The sequence below is a fragment of the Streptomyces cyslabdanicus genome, from assembly GCF_052663305.1.
Genome location: NZ_JBQRUW010000052.1, coordinates 17,316 through 30,526 on the forward strand (window position 1 = coordinate 17,316; position 13,211 = coordinate 30,526).

The 13,211-nt window shown below is 71.9% G+C and carries 15 protein-coding genes; 8 read left to right on the top strand and 7 right to left on the bottom strand.

From position 1 onward, the window contains the following. Positions 1-42: 42 nt before the first annotated feature. The 3 genes from ACTYVM_RS28920 to ACTYVM_RS28930 form a co-directional block, all read right to left on the bottom strand. On the bottom strand, positions 43-1,110 hold the full coding sequence (locus ACTYVM_RS28920; protein WP_445528779.1) for a Gfo/Idh/MocA family protein: 1,068 nt from the start codon (positions 1,108-1,110) through the stop codon (positions 43-45). Between the two features lies 1 nt (position 1,111). Next, positions 1,112-2,080, bottom strand: a complete 969-nt coding sequence (locus tag ACTYVM_RS28925; RefSeq protein ID WP_445528780.1) for a Gfo/Idh/MocA family protein — start codon at positions 2,078-2,080, stop codon at positions 1,112-1,114. 275 nt (positions 2,081-2,355) lie between these two features. Further along, positions 2,356-2,679, bottom strand: a complete 324-nt coding sequence (locus ACTYVM_RS28930; RefSeq protein WP_445528781.1) for a hypothetical protein — start codon at positions 2,677-2,679, stop codon at positions 2,356-2,358. 49 nt (positions 2,680-2,728) lie between these two features. Between ACTYVM_RS28930 and ACTYVM_RS28935 the strand changes: the two genes are divergently transcribed. The 3 genes from ACTYVM_RS28935 (at position 2,729) to ACTYVM_RS28945 (ending at position 4,206) form a co-directional block, all read left to right on the top strand. Beyond that, the gene (locus ACTYVM_RS28935) at positions 2,729-2,971 is read left to right on the top strand and encodes an FxLYD domain-containing protein (RefSeq protein ID WP_445528782.1); all 243 of its coding nucleotides are present in this window, start codon (positions 2,729-2,731) and stop codon (positions 2,969-2,971) included. A 162-nt stretch (positions 2,972-3,133) separates the two neighbouring features. Then, entirely contained in the window at positions 3,134-3,646 is a 513-nt protein-coding gene (locus ACTYVM_RS28940; protein WP_445528783.1) for a transposase, read from the top strand. Positions 3,647-3,666: 20 nt separating this feature from the next. Then, positions 3,667-4,206 (top strand): GNAT family N-acetyltransferase, encoded by a 540-nt coding sequence (locus ACTYVM_RS28945; protein ID WP_445528784.1) that lies wholly within the window; start codon positions 3,667-3,669, stop codon positions 4,204-4,206. Positions 4,207-4,471: 265 nt separating this feature from the next. Here the strand turns inward: ACTYVM_RS28945 and ACTYVM_RS28950 are convergent, their stop codons facing one another. Then, entirely contained in the window at positions 4,472-5,104 is a 633-nt protein-coding gene (locus ACTYVM_RS28950; protein ID WP_445528785.1) for a hypothetical protein, read from the bottom strand. A gap of 262 nt (positions 5,105-5,366) precedes the next feature. On the opposite strand from ACTYVM_RS28950, the gene ACTYVM_RS28955 reads away from it, so the two are divergent. Next, on the top strand, positions 5,367-6,170 hold the full coding sequence (locus tag ACTYVM_RS28955) for an SAM-dependent methyltransferase (protein ID WP_445528786.1): 804 nt from the start codon (positions 5,367-5,369) through the stop codon (positions 6,168-6,170). A gap of 106 nt (positions 6,171-6,276) precedes the next feature. On the opposite strand, the gene ACTYVM_RS28960 is transcribed toward ACTYVM_RS28955, so the two are convergent. Beyond that, positions 6,277-6,981 carry a class I SAM-dependent methyltransferase gene (locus ACTYVM_RS28960; RefSeq protein WP_445528787.1) on the bottom strand — a complete coding sequence of 235 codons (705 nt, stop codon included), beginning with the start codon at positions 6,979-6,981 and terminating at the stop codon, positions 6,277-6,279. Between the two features lie 226 nt (positions 6,982-7,207). Between ACTYVM_RS28960 and ACTYVM_RS28965 the strand changes: the two genes are divergently transcribed. The 4 genes from ACTYVM_RS28965 to ACTYVM_RS28980 all read left to right on the top strand — a co-directional run bounded on the left by ACTYVM_RS28965 (position 7,208) and on the right by ACTYVM_RS28980 (position 10,707). Then, positions 7,208-8,416 (top strand): sensor histidine kinase, encoded by a 1,209-nt coding sequence (locus ACTYVM_RS28965; protein ID WP_445528788.1) that lies wholly within the window; start codon positions 7,208-7,210, stop codon positions 8,414-8,416. Continuing rightward, a complete protein-coding gene (locus ACTYVM_RS28970; protein WP_445528789.1) occupies positions 8,413-9,081 on the top strand; it encodes a response regulator in 669 nt (222 codons plus the stop codon). Before ACTYVM_RS28965 ends, ACTYVM_RS28970 begins: the two co-directional genes overlap by 4 nt. Positions 9,082-9,148: 67 nt before the next feature. Then, complete coding sequence (locus ACTYVM_RS28975) at positions 9,149-10,036, top strand: amidohydrolase family protein (protein WP_445528790.1); 888 nt, start codon at positions 9,149-9,151, stop codon at positions 10,034-10,036. A gap of 179 nt (positions 10,037-10,215) precedes the next feature. Further along, positions 10,216-10,707, top strand: coding sequence for a hypothetical protein (locus ACTYVM_RS28980; protein ID WP_445528791.1), 492 nt, complete (start codon positions 10,216-10,218; stop codon positions 10,705-10,707). 100 nt (positions 10,708-10,807) lie between these two features. Here the strand turns inward: ACTYVM_RS28980 and ACTYVM_RS28985 are convergent, their stop codons facing one another. Both ACTYVM_RS28985 and ACTYVM_RS28990 read right to left on the bottom strand, forming a co-directional pair. After that, positions 10,808-11,161, bottom strand: a complete 354-nt coding sequence (locus ACTYVM_RS28985; protein ID WP_400033444.1) for an ArsR/SmtB family transcription factor — start codon at positions 11,159-11,161, stop codon at positions 10,808-10,810. 108 nt (positions 11,162-11,269) lie between these two features. Next, positions 11,270-12,973, bottom strand: a complete 1,704-nt coding sequence (locus ACTYVM_RS28990) for a SulP family inorganic anion transporter (RefSeq protein WP_445528792.1) — start codon at positions 12,971-12,973, stop codon at positions 11,270-11,272. Between the last annotated feature and the right edge of the window lie 238 nt (positions 12,974-13,211).

Below are 13,211 nucleotides of genomic sequence, written 5' to 3' on the forward strand. Positions count from 1 at the left end.
CGCGTCGCCCGTGCCGCCCCCGCGGGAGGTGCGGCGGGCGCGTCATGCCGCCGTCGTGCCCCCCGCGCGGACGGCCGGCGCGACGGGGGCGCCGTCGCGGCGTGCGGAGGCCAGGGCGGCCTCGACCACGGCGACGGCCGCGTGGATGTCGGCTGCCGTGACCAGGGGAGTGCGTCCGTGGCGGATGTCGTCGCGGAACTCGGTGAACAGCCGCCGCAGCGCCGTCACGCCCGCGGGCCCGCCGACCTGGCGGGAGGCGCTGCCTCCGTCCGCTGTGCGCACGGAGATGGAGGGAGCGTCCTCGTCGGCGAGTACGTGGCCGTGCGAGCCGAGCACGCGCAGGCTGGAGGAGACGGGGGCCGGGCCGATGCCGGCGGGGGTGCGGGCCACGGTGGCGGTCGCCACCACTCCGTTGCGCAGGCGGAGCGAGAGCACCGCCGCGTCCTCGACACCGTGGGTGCCGTGCGGGCCGTCGAAGAGCGGCGCCTGGGGCGCGGCGCTGCTGAAGGCGACGACCTCCTCCACGTCCAGGCCGGTCAGGTGTCGGACCGTCAGTGCCGGATACCACCCGAAGTTCATCAGCTCGCCGCCGCCGGACAGCGCCGGGTCGCAGACGAGTTCGGGGCGCTCGACCGTGGTTCCGTCCAGTCCGCCGGCCACGAGCCACTCCGCGTCGACGGCCAGGGGCAGACCGATCGCGCCGGAGTCCACGATGCGCCGGGCCCGGGCCAGTTGCGGGGAGTGGAGGCGGTGGACGGCGGTGAGCAGCCCGCGGGAGCGGTCGGCGGCGTCCCACAGGCGCTCCGCGTCACGGGTGCTGGTCGCGGCGGGCTTGTCGACGACGACGTGGCGGTCCGCTTCGAGCGCCCTCACCGCGAGTTCGACGTGGCGCGTGGGTTCGCTGCACACGAGGGCGATGTCGCAGGAGGCAAGGCCCTGGTCCAGGTCGAGCAGCGGAATGCCCGTCGTACGGGCGAGGGCGGCACTGTCCTCGGCGAAGGGGCTGTCGGCGGTGTCGGCACAGCCGATCACCTCCATGCCGGGCAGGGACCGCAGCAGTGGCACGTAGTCACGGGCGTGCCGGACCCCGGATGCGATGAGAACCCTCATCTCAGCAGACCTCCTTGACGTCGACGGGGCGGCCTTCGTCCGCGCTGAGCTGTGCCGCCAGGGCGGCGGCCAGAGCGGCACGTACCTGATGGGGCGCGGTCAGCGGGGCGGCCGCACCGTCGAGCACGTCGCGCAGGTGCCTCGTCTGCTCCGTCATGGCGCCGTCGATCGAGGCGGGGGCGAGGGGCGTCACCGAGTGCGCTCTCGGCTCGTCCTCGCTGCTGTGGTGCAGGGTGCCGGTCGTGCCGGACAGGACGAGCCGGCGGACGAACGTGCCGCGTTCCGCGAGGGCGTAGCACAGTTCGACGGTCGCGAGGGCGCCGCCGGCGAAGCGTACGAGGATCTGGAAGCTGTCGGGGGTCGGCATCCCGGGCGCCCAGGTGCGGCAGGGGCGGGCGAAGACGCGGACCGGCTCGTCGTCCATGAGCCAGGTCAGCAGGTCGAGGGCGTGCACGCCGTTGTGGGCGACATGGCCCCCGGAACGGGCCGGGTTCAGCTGCCAGCCCCGCCAGCCTCCGGGCCAGACGTGCCCCGTGTACCAGGTGAGGTGGGCCAGGCGGGGGGTGCCGATCGCGCCCTCGGCGACCGCCCGGGCGATGTCCAGGTGGACGGGCTGGAAGCGGGCCGTCTGAGCCACGAGCAGGGGCCGGCCGGTGGTCTTCGCGGCGGAGAGGATCCGGTCGGCGTCGGCCACCCTCAGCGCGGCGGGCTTCTCCAGCAGGACCGCGCGGCCGGCCTGGAGCGCCGCCACGGAGAACTCGGCATGCGATTCGGGGGAGGTGCACACCGCGGTGACGTCGATGCCGTCGGACCACGCGCTCGCCGGGTCGGTGGACCAGGTGGCCCCCTCGGCGAGGGCGGCCAGCGCGGCGGCCCGCTCGGGATGCCGGTCGACGACGTGGGCCAGCCGCATTCCCGGGACGGCCGCGACGTGGTCACGGGCGATGGCACCGGCGCCGAGGACGGCCACACGGTGGTCGCTCGGCCGCCGTCCAGCGTCTGGCGATGCCTTCTCTCCGGGCACGGGGTCCTCTGCGGGCACGGGGCCCTCTCCGGACACGGGGGCAGAGCGCACGCGCGGCTCCTCACACTCGACTCTTCGCTTTTGGAGTTCAGACGTCAGACATCTTATGTCCGAGTGTTCGGAAGGTCACCCATCAGGACGGCCCGCGTCGCGTACCGGACACCTGGTGCGGACGATGAGGTCATGCGCCCTCAGCCGACGGAAGACCTGCCGCCGTCCCCTCAGCGTGTCCGCCCGCACAGGCCGTGCCCCGCCCGCGCCTCGGCCACGGTGACGCTCGCTCTCGCCGTCGGTGTGCTGACCGGATGCGGCCACGGCGGCGGCGGTTCCACGGTCAGCCCGAGGCCGACCCCGCCCGCCACCGCTTCCTTCTCGCCCCACCCGCTGCCGTCGGCGCTGGAGTCCTCCGCGTCCTCGGCCATCGCCTCCGCCCGCGCCTCGGCGTCGGCGGCGGCGTCCTCCGCGTCCGCGCGTGCCTCGGAGTTCGAGGCGTCGGTTTCGGCCGAGACCGCCCGCCGGGCCGCGGTGGCCGAGAAGGAGCTCAAGGGGGTCAAGGGAGGCGGCAACGCGCGGTCGGAGGTGAGCCTGACCGGCGTGCCCAGGACACAGACCGGAGGTGTGCTGGCCTCCCTGGTCACCATCACCAACAAGACGAACCGCAAGGCGTCCTACGCCGTGCAGGTCGACTACCTGGACGCGCAGGGGCACGTGGTCGAGACCCGCTACACCGGGGCGGAGAACCTGGAGCCCGGCAAGCGCCAGCAGCCCATCGTGTTCAGCAGGAAGCCTCCGGAGCCCAAGCTGACGCCCCGGCTGACCAAGGCCGAACGCTACTGAGCGGGGAGCCCGGTCGGCCGCAGCGTCGGAATTCCTGAGGCTCAGCCCCGGAAGAATGCGCTTTTTCCCGCCCGGCCCAGGCCGGAGGACGGCTGCGAGTCAGCCCGTTCCCCAGCCGGAGCCCAGGGAGGCACTGCGGTCGCCGCGTTCGGCCGGGACCACGTGGCCTATGCCTCCAAGGCCTTTCTGCGCACGGCCATGGCACGGCTGACCCACGAGGAGGGCCTCCTGCTCGACGTCGCCTCCGGCGGCGAGCTGCGGGTGGCCCTGCACGCGGGCGTGCCCGCCGGCCGGATCCGCAAGCGGAAGCGGTGGCGGGAGTTCCTCGGCCTGCTCAAGGCCCTGCGGGCCCGCTGGCCCGGGGGGAAGCTGTATGTGGTGCTGGACAACTTCTCCCCGCACGGACACGCGGAGGTCCGGGCGTGGACTGCCGGCAACGACATCGAGCTGGTCTTCCTGCCGACCTGCGGCTCGTGGCTGAACTGGATCGAATCAGAGTTCGCGGCACTTCGGTACTTCGCTCTCAACGGCACCGACTACCGCAGTCACGGCGAGCAGAACGCCGCCATCGCCGCCTACATACGCCGGCGAAACGCCCGTACCGAACCGAAAACCAACTTCGCGCCCGACTCACCCGTCCGACAGTGGACCGAATACCCCTCCAGGGCTGCCTGATACAGCCCTACGATCTTCGCATGAGCGACCGGAGCCCGGCAGACGAAGAGCTGCAGACCGCCCGACTGTCACTGCGGCGTCCGACTGAAGCCGATATCGATGCGATCTTCGCGATCCACAGCGACCCCGGAACCTGCCTGCACAATCCTTCCGACGCTCTCGCCCGGCCCGAAGAGGCCGAAGAGCTCTATCAGCGCTGGAACAACCAGTGGCAGAGCTGCGGATACGGGTACTGGGTCGTCCGACGCCACAACTCAGCCCTGCAACTGGGGTTCTGCGGGATCAAGCCCATGGAACTGAACGGCATGAAGGTCCTCAACCTCTTCTACCGTTTTGCCACCTCCGCATGGGGCCAGGGCTTCGCCGGCGAGGCCGCGACCGCAGTCGCCAGCTGGACATCTCGGCACGTTCCCGACCTCCCGCTGATCGCCCGGGTCCGGCCGGCCAACACCGCCTCCCAGCGCGTGGCGGTCAGGGCAGGCTTGACCCGGGCGGAACACCTCGACGGCACCGGATACGACGGCTTCGATTGGATCTACGTAGCGAAGCTGCCGAACTGAGCCCACTCCAACGCGAACCCTCACCGAAGGCCGTCCAACATTCCGAGCCGAGCCACTGGCACTGCGCGGAGGCGAGATGCCCGTGCATTTCCTGCGTGAGGTGCCGCGCGTTCATGCGCCGGCCGCGCCGCAGCCCACGCGGAGACCCCGCAGTGGAGGGGCCCCGCCGGGACTACGGCGGTTCAGTACACGACGGCGTGGTCCTAGGTCCTCTCGTTTGGATCAGGCCGGGCTCCCTGAGCCGGCCTGCTCCAAACGAAAGATCCTAAGCCGCGGATTCGGCCTGCGCCTGGCCCTTGGGGGCGGCCTTGGGCTCCGGCGGGTTCGGAGCGGTGTAGAAGACGGACGTGCCCTGCTTGCTGCGCTCAGCCTGGCTCCGGGCCACCAGGTTTTCGAGCGTGGTGCGCACGACGTTGGTCTTGATGCCGCGGTCGGGATGCGTCTCGCCGAGTGCCGTGGCGATTTCCGCCGCGGAACGCGGCTCACTCTGTTCGCTCAGGTGGCGGCGGACGAGTTCCGCCAGCGTGAGTTGCGCCTTCTTCGCGGCGGCGTCGTTCTTGGGTGCGGCGCTTTTGGCCGACTGCTTCTTGGCCGCGGGCTGTTTTGCGGCCGCCGTCTTGGCCTTCTTACGCGGCTCGGCCGTGGCCTTCTTCCGGGGAGAGGGAACGGAGACCCTGTCGGCGGTCGCGGGTTCAGCGACCGCCGCCGCGATACCGAGTGCCTGCTGCATGTTCACCAGGACGGTGTGGTCGTGCTGAAGGGCGGCCAACTGGTCCTGCAGCGCCGTGATTTCCGCCGTGATGCGTTCCTGTTCCTTGACGTTGCGCTCGAGGTCGCTGGTTACCTGGTTGATGTACTGCGACGTCAACTCGGTGGCCGGAGCCGTATTTCGGGGCATCCTTCTCTCCTTGCTTCGTGCCGGGCGAAGCCTGCGTGCCAGGTGTCGAGAGCCGGGCGGCAGGTACTCCGGCCGCGGGGGCTGGCCCAAAGATGATACGGCCGGGTATATCACTCGCTGACCGACTGCGCGGCGGATGACGGGAAACTCCCTCCGGGTGATGTGGAGGAGGAGTTCCTCATGGGCGGGTGCGGCCGAGTAACACGCCTCGGAATCAAAGGAGTTGAGCGTCAAAAAATGTGCCGTGTGACATGCTTCGATCATGACTGACCGAGACGACCGGAACACAGGACTGCAGACCGATCGCCCGCACTCGGCGCGTGTGTGGGACTACCTGCTCGGTGGTAAGAACCACTATCCGGTGGACAGCCAGGCCGGCGACATGATCCTGCGGACGTTCCCCGAATTCGCGGCCATCGCCCGCCTGCAACGGAGTTTCCTGGTGCGGGCGGTGCGGTTCATGACCCGCGACGCGGGAATCCGCCAGTTCCTCGACATCGGTACCGGGCTGCCCACCACGAACAACACCCACGAGGTCGCCCAGGGCGTCGCACCCGACAGCAGGATCGTCTACGTGGACAACGACCCCATCGTCCTCGCCCACGCCGGCGCGCTGCTGCGCAGCACGCCGGAGGGCAAGTGCGCCTACCTGGAAGCCGACGTGCGCGATCCGCGAAGGATCCTCACCCGGGCAGCCGAGACGCTGGACTTCGACCGGCCCATCGGCCTGATGCTGCTCAACATCATGGGCCAGCTCTCGGACGAGGAGGAGCCCGAGCGGATCGTGTCCGAGCTGATCGACGCCCTGCCCCGGGGCAGTTACGTGGCCCTGAGCGACGGCACGGACACCAGCGACCAACTCAAGGCGGCCGTCGAGGCGTACAACGCGCAATCCGTCAACACGTACCACCTGCGCTCGCCCGAGCACATCGGGAGCTTCCTGAAGGGGCTGCGTCTGGTCGAACCGGGCCTGGTCAGGTCGGCCGACTGGCGTCCGGACCCCGAGTCCGCCGGCGTCACCCGGGAGCAGGGCCACGCCGCCGGGGCCGTGGGCCTGAAGGAGTAGGACCTCCTCGCGCGCCGGGTGGCCGGATCACGCTGCGGTGACCCGGCCACCCGGCCCGAACGTGGTGGGACGGCGCCGCTCCCCCGCGGGGGAGCCCCTCCCGCGGTCACGCCGCCGGCCGCTCCGCCAGGAGATAACGCGTCCAGGGCCGCACGTCGGCGTACCGCGGCTCGGTGAACCCGACGGAACGGAGCGTCTCCGCGTACTGGCGCACGTCGGCGGCGGACATGGGATCCTCCGTCACCTTCCCGTGCGCGGTGCCGTGGGCCATCATCCTGGCCATGGCGCGGGTCACCCGCGGGGCTACCGGACCGGTCGGAAAGGCGTCCGCGACCAGCAGCCGCCCGCCGGGCCGCAGCACGCGGTACATCTGCGCCAGCGCGGCCTCCCGGTGCGCCTCGGCGATGTGGTGCATCGCGAACGTCGACGTGACCACGTCGAACTCACCGTCGGGCAGGTCCAGCGACTGCGCGGCCCCGCGGACGAAGCGGCAGTTGGCCGCCCGCCCCGCGTGCCGGGTCGCGTACGCGACCATCGGCGCGGAGGGGTCGACGCCGACCACCCCGCCGCCGGGCCCCACCGCCTCGGCGAGCCGCCCGGCGAAGACCCCCGGACCGCAGCCGATGTCGAGCACCCGGTCGCCCGGGCGGACGCCGCTCGCCGCCACCAGCGTGGTGTTCAGCGCGCCCCGGCGGCCGCCGAAGATCACCGTGACGAGCAGGTTGTACCGGCGCGCCCACGGGATGAGCAGGCCGGGCTGCTCCGGCTCCCGTACCCCGGCGCCGGCCGTGTCGACTCCGTGACTCCTCATGACCTGTTCTCCTTCCGATGCCCTCGCCGAATCCACCGTCCGCGGTGCCGGCCGAGACGTCCTTCGATGATGGGCGGGCGCCGGGGCCGCCGTCGTCGCCCTGGCGATGCGACTGCGCGCTGCCGCACCAGGACCACGCGGTCCGGCGGCTACCGCGCCGGGAGTAGGTGCGAAATGGCCCTACGAGGTGACGTGTTGGCGCGCGCGGCGGCGCTACCGTGCGGGGATGGGCATGCGGCTGAGCTTGCGCGGCTGTGCGCGGGACGCGGTGACGGCGGGTGTCGTCGCCGTGGTCTCGCTGGTCGGCTCGGTGGTGGCCGTCCCCGATCGCACGGGCCTCGACGTGCCCGGATCCCTGCTGGTGCTGGTGGGCGGGCTCACGCTCACCGCCAGGAACCGCTTCCCCGTCGCGGTCGTGGCCACCACGGTCGGCTGCCTGTTCGCCTACCACCTGCGCGGCTACCCGGGTGACGGGGCGGCCCTGCCGGTTCTCGTGGCCGTCTACACCGCCGTCCTCGCGGGCCACCGGCTGGTGACGGTCGTCCTGGGCGCGGGCGCGTTCGTCGCGGGCACGGTGGCGCTGAGCCTCACATCCTCCGGCGGCCAGTCCGCCCGGCAGATCGTCGAGGGACGGTTCCTGCTGGTCGGCTGGGTGGTGGCCGCGGTGATGGCGGCGGAGGTTCGGCGCCAGTGGAACAGCAACCTCCGGCAGGCCGAGCAGCGCGCCGCCGACGCCGAGCAGCGGGCGGCCGACGCCGAGCGGCTCCGTGAGGAGACCGCCCGTCGCCGCGCCGGGGAGGAACGGCTGCGGATCGCCCGCGAGTTGCACGACTCGCTCACCCACAGCATCTCCGTGATCAAGGTGCAGGCCGGAGTGGCCGTCCATCTGGCGCGCAAGCGCGGCGAGAGCGTGCCGGAGGCCTTGCTGGCCATCCAGGAGGCCGCGGGCGACGCGACCCGCGAACTCCGGGCCACCCTCGACGTGCTCCGCGCACCCGGCGAGGCCGTACCCGGCCGGCCCGGGCCCCCGGTCACCGGACTCGGTCTCCTGCCCGTGCTGGTGGAACGGACCAATTCCACGGGCTTGCCCGCCACGGTGACCGTCGAGGGCGAGCCGAGGGAGCTGCCGCCCGAACTCGACCGGGCCGTCTACCGGGTCGTCCAGGAGGCGCTGACGAACACCGCCCGGCACGCCGGGGCCGCCTCGGCCCGGATCCGTCTCGACTTCCGGCCGGACTCGCTGGCCGTGCGCGTCGACGACGACGGCAGGGCGACCCCCGCGGCGCAGCCGGAGCCGGGCACCGGCCTGACCGGTATGCGTGAGCGGGTCACAGGACTCGGCGGGCGGCTGCACGCCGGGCCCCGGCCGGAGGGCGGGTTCACCGTCCGCGCCGAGTTCCCGCTGAACGACACCGGCCCCGGCGGCACCTCGTGATCCGGGTCCTGCTCGTCGACGACCAGCCGCTCATCCGCGGCGGCTTCCGCGCGCTCCTCGACGCCGAGGACGACATCGAGGTCGTCGCCGAGGCCGCCGACGGCGCGGCCGGGGCCGCGCTCGCCGCCGAGCACCTCCCGGACGTGGCCCTCGTCGACGTCTCGATGCCGGTGGTGGACGGGATCGAGGCCACCCGCCGGATCGCCTCCGACCCGGCCCTGTCCGCCGTGCACGTGGTGATCCTGACGAACTACGGCGTCGACGAGTACGTCTACAGCGCACTGCGCGCGGGCGCGAGCGGATTCCTCGTCAAGGACATCGAACCCGCCGACCTGCTCCAGGCGGTCCGGGTTGCCGCCCGCGGCGACGCGCTGCTGTCCCCAGCCATCACCCGCAAGCTCATCGCCGAGTACACGTCCCGGCCCCTGTACCCGGGCCCGGGCACGCACGCGCGACTGGAGGTGCTGACCCGGCGCGAGCGCGAGGTCCTCGCGCTGGTCGGCCGCGGCCTCAGCAACGATGAGATCGCCGCCCGGATGGTGATCAGCTCCTCCACGGTCAAGACCCACGTCAGCCGCGCCATGACCAAGCTCGCCGCCCGTGACCGCGCCCAACTCGTCGTGGCCGCCTACGAGTCCGGCCTGGTCACCCCTCGCAGCATGTGACGGATCCCTCACCACGCCCCTCGGGAAAGGCTGGCCCACCCCCTCACCGGGGCCGATCGTGGGCGCTATGAACGATCACCGCATGGCATCCGTAGAGGTCCGCCGCTTCTGGGAACGGCTCGGTCTTCCCGGGCTGATCGACGTCCACACGCACTTCATGCCCGAGCGTGTCCTGCACAAGGTGTGGGACTACTTCGGTGCGCAGGGACCGTTGACCGGCGGGCTCGAGTGGCCGATCACCTACCGCGCGGACGAGGCGGAACGGACCGCCGTCCTGCGGGAGTTCGGCGTCCGGGCCTTCACCGCGATGCTTTATCCACACAAGCCCGGCATGGCCCGCTGGCTGAACGGATGGGCGGCCGACTTCGCCCGCCGCACCCCCGACTGCCTGCACACCGCCACCCTCTATCCGGAGCCGGACGTCGAGACGTACGTCCGCGAGGCCGTCGAAGCGGGCGCGCGTGTGTTCAAGGCGCACGTACAGGTGGGGGCCTACGACCCGGCCGACGAACTCCTCCAGCGGGCATGGGGGTTGCTGGCCGAGGCGCGGGTGCCCGTGGTGATCCACTGCGGCTCGGGGCCCGCGCCCGGCAAGCACACCGGACCCGAGCCGATCGCACGGGTGCTGGAGCGCCACCCGGGGCTGCGACTGATCGTCGCGCACATGGGGATGCCCGAGTACGAGGAGTTCCTCGGCCTCGCCGAACAGTACGAGCAGGTACGGCTCGACACGACGATGGCGTTCACCGACTTCACCGAGGGGTTCATGCCGTTCCCGAGCCGGGCCCTGCCCCGGCTGGCGGGGCTCGGCGACCGCATCCTGCTCGGCTCCGACTTCCCCAACATCCCCTATCCCTACGTGGACCAGCTCCACGCCCTGGAACGGCTGGGGCTCGGACAGGAGTGGCTGCGGGCCGTGTGCCACGACAACGCGGCACAGCTGTTCGGGGTGTGACCCGCACTCGCGGACAGCCTTCGCGAGAGCGCGGGCCGCACCTGTGCGGTGGAGTCCGCCAGGGCCGAACCGCCCGACTTGGAGACCGACGGACCCCTGCTTTCGAGGCCGACGGACCCCTGCGCGCGCCCGCCGGCCATGACGATGATCAAGCGCATGGGGAGAAGGGAAAGCCACCAGTGATCGCTGTTGTAGGGCACGCCGATCTCACCGCCTCGACGCTGGCTCTGCTGGAGGAGGAACTGCGTTCCCGTCTGGCCGCGTTCGCCCAGGCGGGAACGTCCGGGCTGGTGCGCGCCGGGAAGGGACTGCCGGTGGCGTTCGGGCGGGCCGCCCGGAAGGCGGGACTGGCCCTGGTGACGGTCCTGCCGTCCTGCGGCGGGGTGCCCGCGCATGTCGCGGAGCCGGACCGGAAGGCGGCCGGGGAACTCCTGTTGCTGTCCGAGCAGGTGCGGCTGGTGGAGTACGACCCCGGTGACCGCACCTCGTGCGTGACGGCCGACGAGGGCCTGCTGCGCTCGTGCGCGCGGGTGCTGGCCGTCTGGGACGGCTCCCCCTCCTCGGGGAGGGACGCGACGGCGCACCTGGTGGCCTACGCCCGCAGCCATGGTGTGGCCGTCGAGGTGCTCTGGCCGCAGGGGGCGGAACACGACACCGCCCACAGGGCGTAGGGCCGGTTGCGGAAGTCCCGCCTGCCCCGTGACAGGCCCTGGCCCCGACCGCGACACCGCACGGGCCGCCTCCCCGGGGCCGGCGGCTGTCCGGCGACCGTCACGGGGACGGCGGCTTCCTCTCCGGCCGGCCCGCCCGCAGATCGGCGAGCAGCTCCGCCTGCCCCGCCAGCACACCCGACAGGATCGAACGCGCCACCCGCATCAGCTCCGCCACCTCCTGATCGGCGAGCGAGTAGTACACGTTCGACCCCTCCTTGCGGGTCCGCACCAGGTTCGCCCGGCGCAGCACCGCCAACTGCTGGGACAGGTGCGCCGGCTCGATCCCCACCTCGGGCAGCATCTCCGCGACCGCGTGCTCGCGCTCACTGAGCAGCTCCAGGACGCGGATGCGCGCCGGGTGCCCGAGCGTCTTGAAGAACTCGGCCTTCAACTGGTACAGGGGCGTACTCACCCTGCGGTCCCCTTCCCGGCACCGCATGACAGGAACGGCTGGACCACTGGGCATCGCATCCCTCTACTCGTCAAGAACATGCGCCCTATCCTCGCGTGTCCCGCCGCGTCACTGTCCAGCCGGTGCCGTCGGCTCGGCGGGCAGGACCCCGGCGATGTGCAGGTGGTCGCGGGCGGCGTGGATCGCCTCGGGCGTGTTGGCGTAGTCGCGGCCCTCGTGCCGCAGCAGCTCCAGAGCGCCGACGGAGCCGAGGACCTGCCGCTGCTCGGGACGGATCCCGGAGGCCAGGACGACGATGCCACGCCGGTTCAGCTTCTCCACCGCGTCCTTCAGGACCAGGGCGCCGGTGGCGTCCATCGTGGACACGCGTGACATCCGCAGGATGACGACCTTCACGTCCGCCACCTCGGTCAACTCCAGCAGGAAGCGGTGCGCGGCGGCGAAGAACAGTGGACCGTCGATGCGGTACGCGACGATGTGCTCGGCGAGCAGCTGGTGCTCCTCGTCGGTGTGATCCCCCCGGTCCAGGGACACCTGGTCGAAGCGGGCCTGTCTGGCCACGGCCCGCAGCGCGAGGGCCCCGGCGGTCAGCAGGCCGATGATCACCGCGTACACCAGGTCCAGGGCCAGTGTCGCCGCCGCGGTCAGGACGAGGATCACGGCGTCGGACCGCGTGGCCCGGGCCATCGCCTTCAGCGAGCCGACCTCGACCATGCGGATCGCGGTGGCCAGCAGCACGCCGGCCAGCGCCGCCAGGGGGATCTTCGACACCAGGGGTGCCGCCGCGAAGACGATCACCGCGAGGACGGCGGCGTGGACGAGGGCGGCCAGCCGGGAGCGGGCACCCGTGCGGACGTTCACGGCGGTGCGTGCGATGGCTCCGGTGGCCGGGACGCCGCCGAACAGCGGGGCGGCGATGTTGGCCAGGCCCTGGCCGAGCAGTTCCCGGTCCGGCTCGTGCCGCTGCCCCACGGTCATCGCGTCGGCGGCGGCCGCGGACATCAGTGACTCCAGCGCGGCCAGCGCGGCCACCGCCACGGCCGGGGCGAGCAGTGAGCCGAGCGAGCCGGCGTCGAAGAAGGAGAGGGAGGGCGCCGGCAGCCCCGCGGGCAGGTCGCCGATCGGCTTCGCGTCCAGCCCGGCGACCTGGGCCACCACGGTGGCGGCGATCACGGCGACGATGGAGAACGGCACGGTCGGCCGCCACCGTGCGCCGGCCAGCATGACCACGACCACGGAGACCGCGAGCCCCACGGCAGTCCAGTCCGGCGCCTTCACGAACTCCTCGACCGCGTGCCAGGTGATGACGAGCACCTTGTCGCCCTCGGGCTTGGGCACGCCCAGCGCGTTCGGCACCTGCTGGAGTCCGATCACTCCGGCGATGCCGAGTGTGAAGCCCTCGATCACCGGTGCCGGCACGTACTGCATGTAGCGGCCGGCCCTGAACGCGGCGAGGACGACGAGCATCACGCCCGCCATCAGACCCACCGTGAGGACGGCGGTCGGACCGTACTGGCCGACGATCGGAACCAGGACCACGGTCATCGCCCCGGTCGGGCCCGACACCTGGAGATTCGACCCGCCGAACACGGCGGCCAGCGCGCCGGCGATCACCGCGGTCGCCAGGCCCGCCTCGGCACCGAGCCCGGAGGACACCCCGAAGCCGAGGGCCAGCGGCAGCGCCACGATCGCGACCGTGAGCCCGGCGAGCAGGTCTCGGCGCGGATCACGCCGCATCTGGGACAGATCGGAGCGGGAGGGAAGCAAGGACGTGATCCGTGCCCGGACCGCGCCGGCGGGAGTCGTGCTCATCCGGCGGTGACCCCGGCTTCCTCGAACTCGGCCTGCGCCTTGCACACCGGAACCGACACGCCCCCTCAGCTTCCTCTCGTACAGCCCCCCTCGGGGGCGAGCCACTCAGAAGCTGTGCCCCCGGCTACCTAGGGGCACAGCGAACACAGCATCTAAGCAATTGCGAAATTTGGCAATCGCGAAATCCGTTATGTTCTGTTTGTGTGGATTCATGGGTTGTGTGTCGCCGAACCGGGCA

Excerpts from the sequence above, each read along its gene's own strand:
- ACTYVM_RS28920 (WP_445528779.1), bottom strand. The coding sequence starts at position 1,110 with ATGAGGGTTCTCATCGCATCCGGGGTCCGGCACGCCCGTGACTACGTG.
- ACTYVM_RS28945 (WP_445528784.1), top strand. The coding sequence starts at position 3,667 with ATGAGCGACCGGAGCCCGGCAGACGAAGAGCTGCAGACCGCCCGACTG.
- ACTYVM_RS28950 (WP_445528785.1), bottom strand. The coding sequence starts at position 5,104 with ATGCCCCGAAATACGGCTCCGGCCACCGAGTTGACGTCGCAGTACATC.
- ACTYVM_RS28955 (WP_445528786.1), top strand. The coding sequence starts at position 5,367 with ATGACTGACCGAGACGACCGGAACACAGGACTGCAGACCGATCGCCCG.
- ACTYVM_RS28960 (WP_445528787.1), bottom strand. The coding sequence starts at position 6,981 with ATGAGGAGTCACGGAGTCGACACGGCCGGCGCCGGGGTACGGGAGCCG.
- ACTYVM_RS28965 (WP_445528788.1), top strand. The coding sequence starts at position 7,208 with ATGGGCATGCGGCTGAGCTTGCGCGGCTGTGCGCGGGACGCGGTGACG.
- ACTYVM_RS28975 (WP_445528790.1), top strand. The coding sequence starts at position 9,149 with ATGAACGATCACCGCATGGCATCCGTAGAGGTCCGCCGCTTCTGGGAA.
- ACTYVM_RS28990 (WP_445528792.1), bottom strand. The coding sequence starts at position 12,973 with ATGAGCACGACTCCCGCCGGCGCGGTCCGGGCACGGATCACGTCCTTG.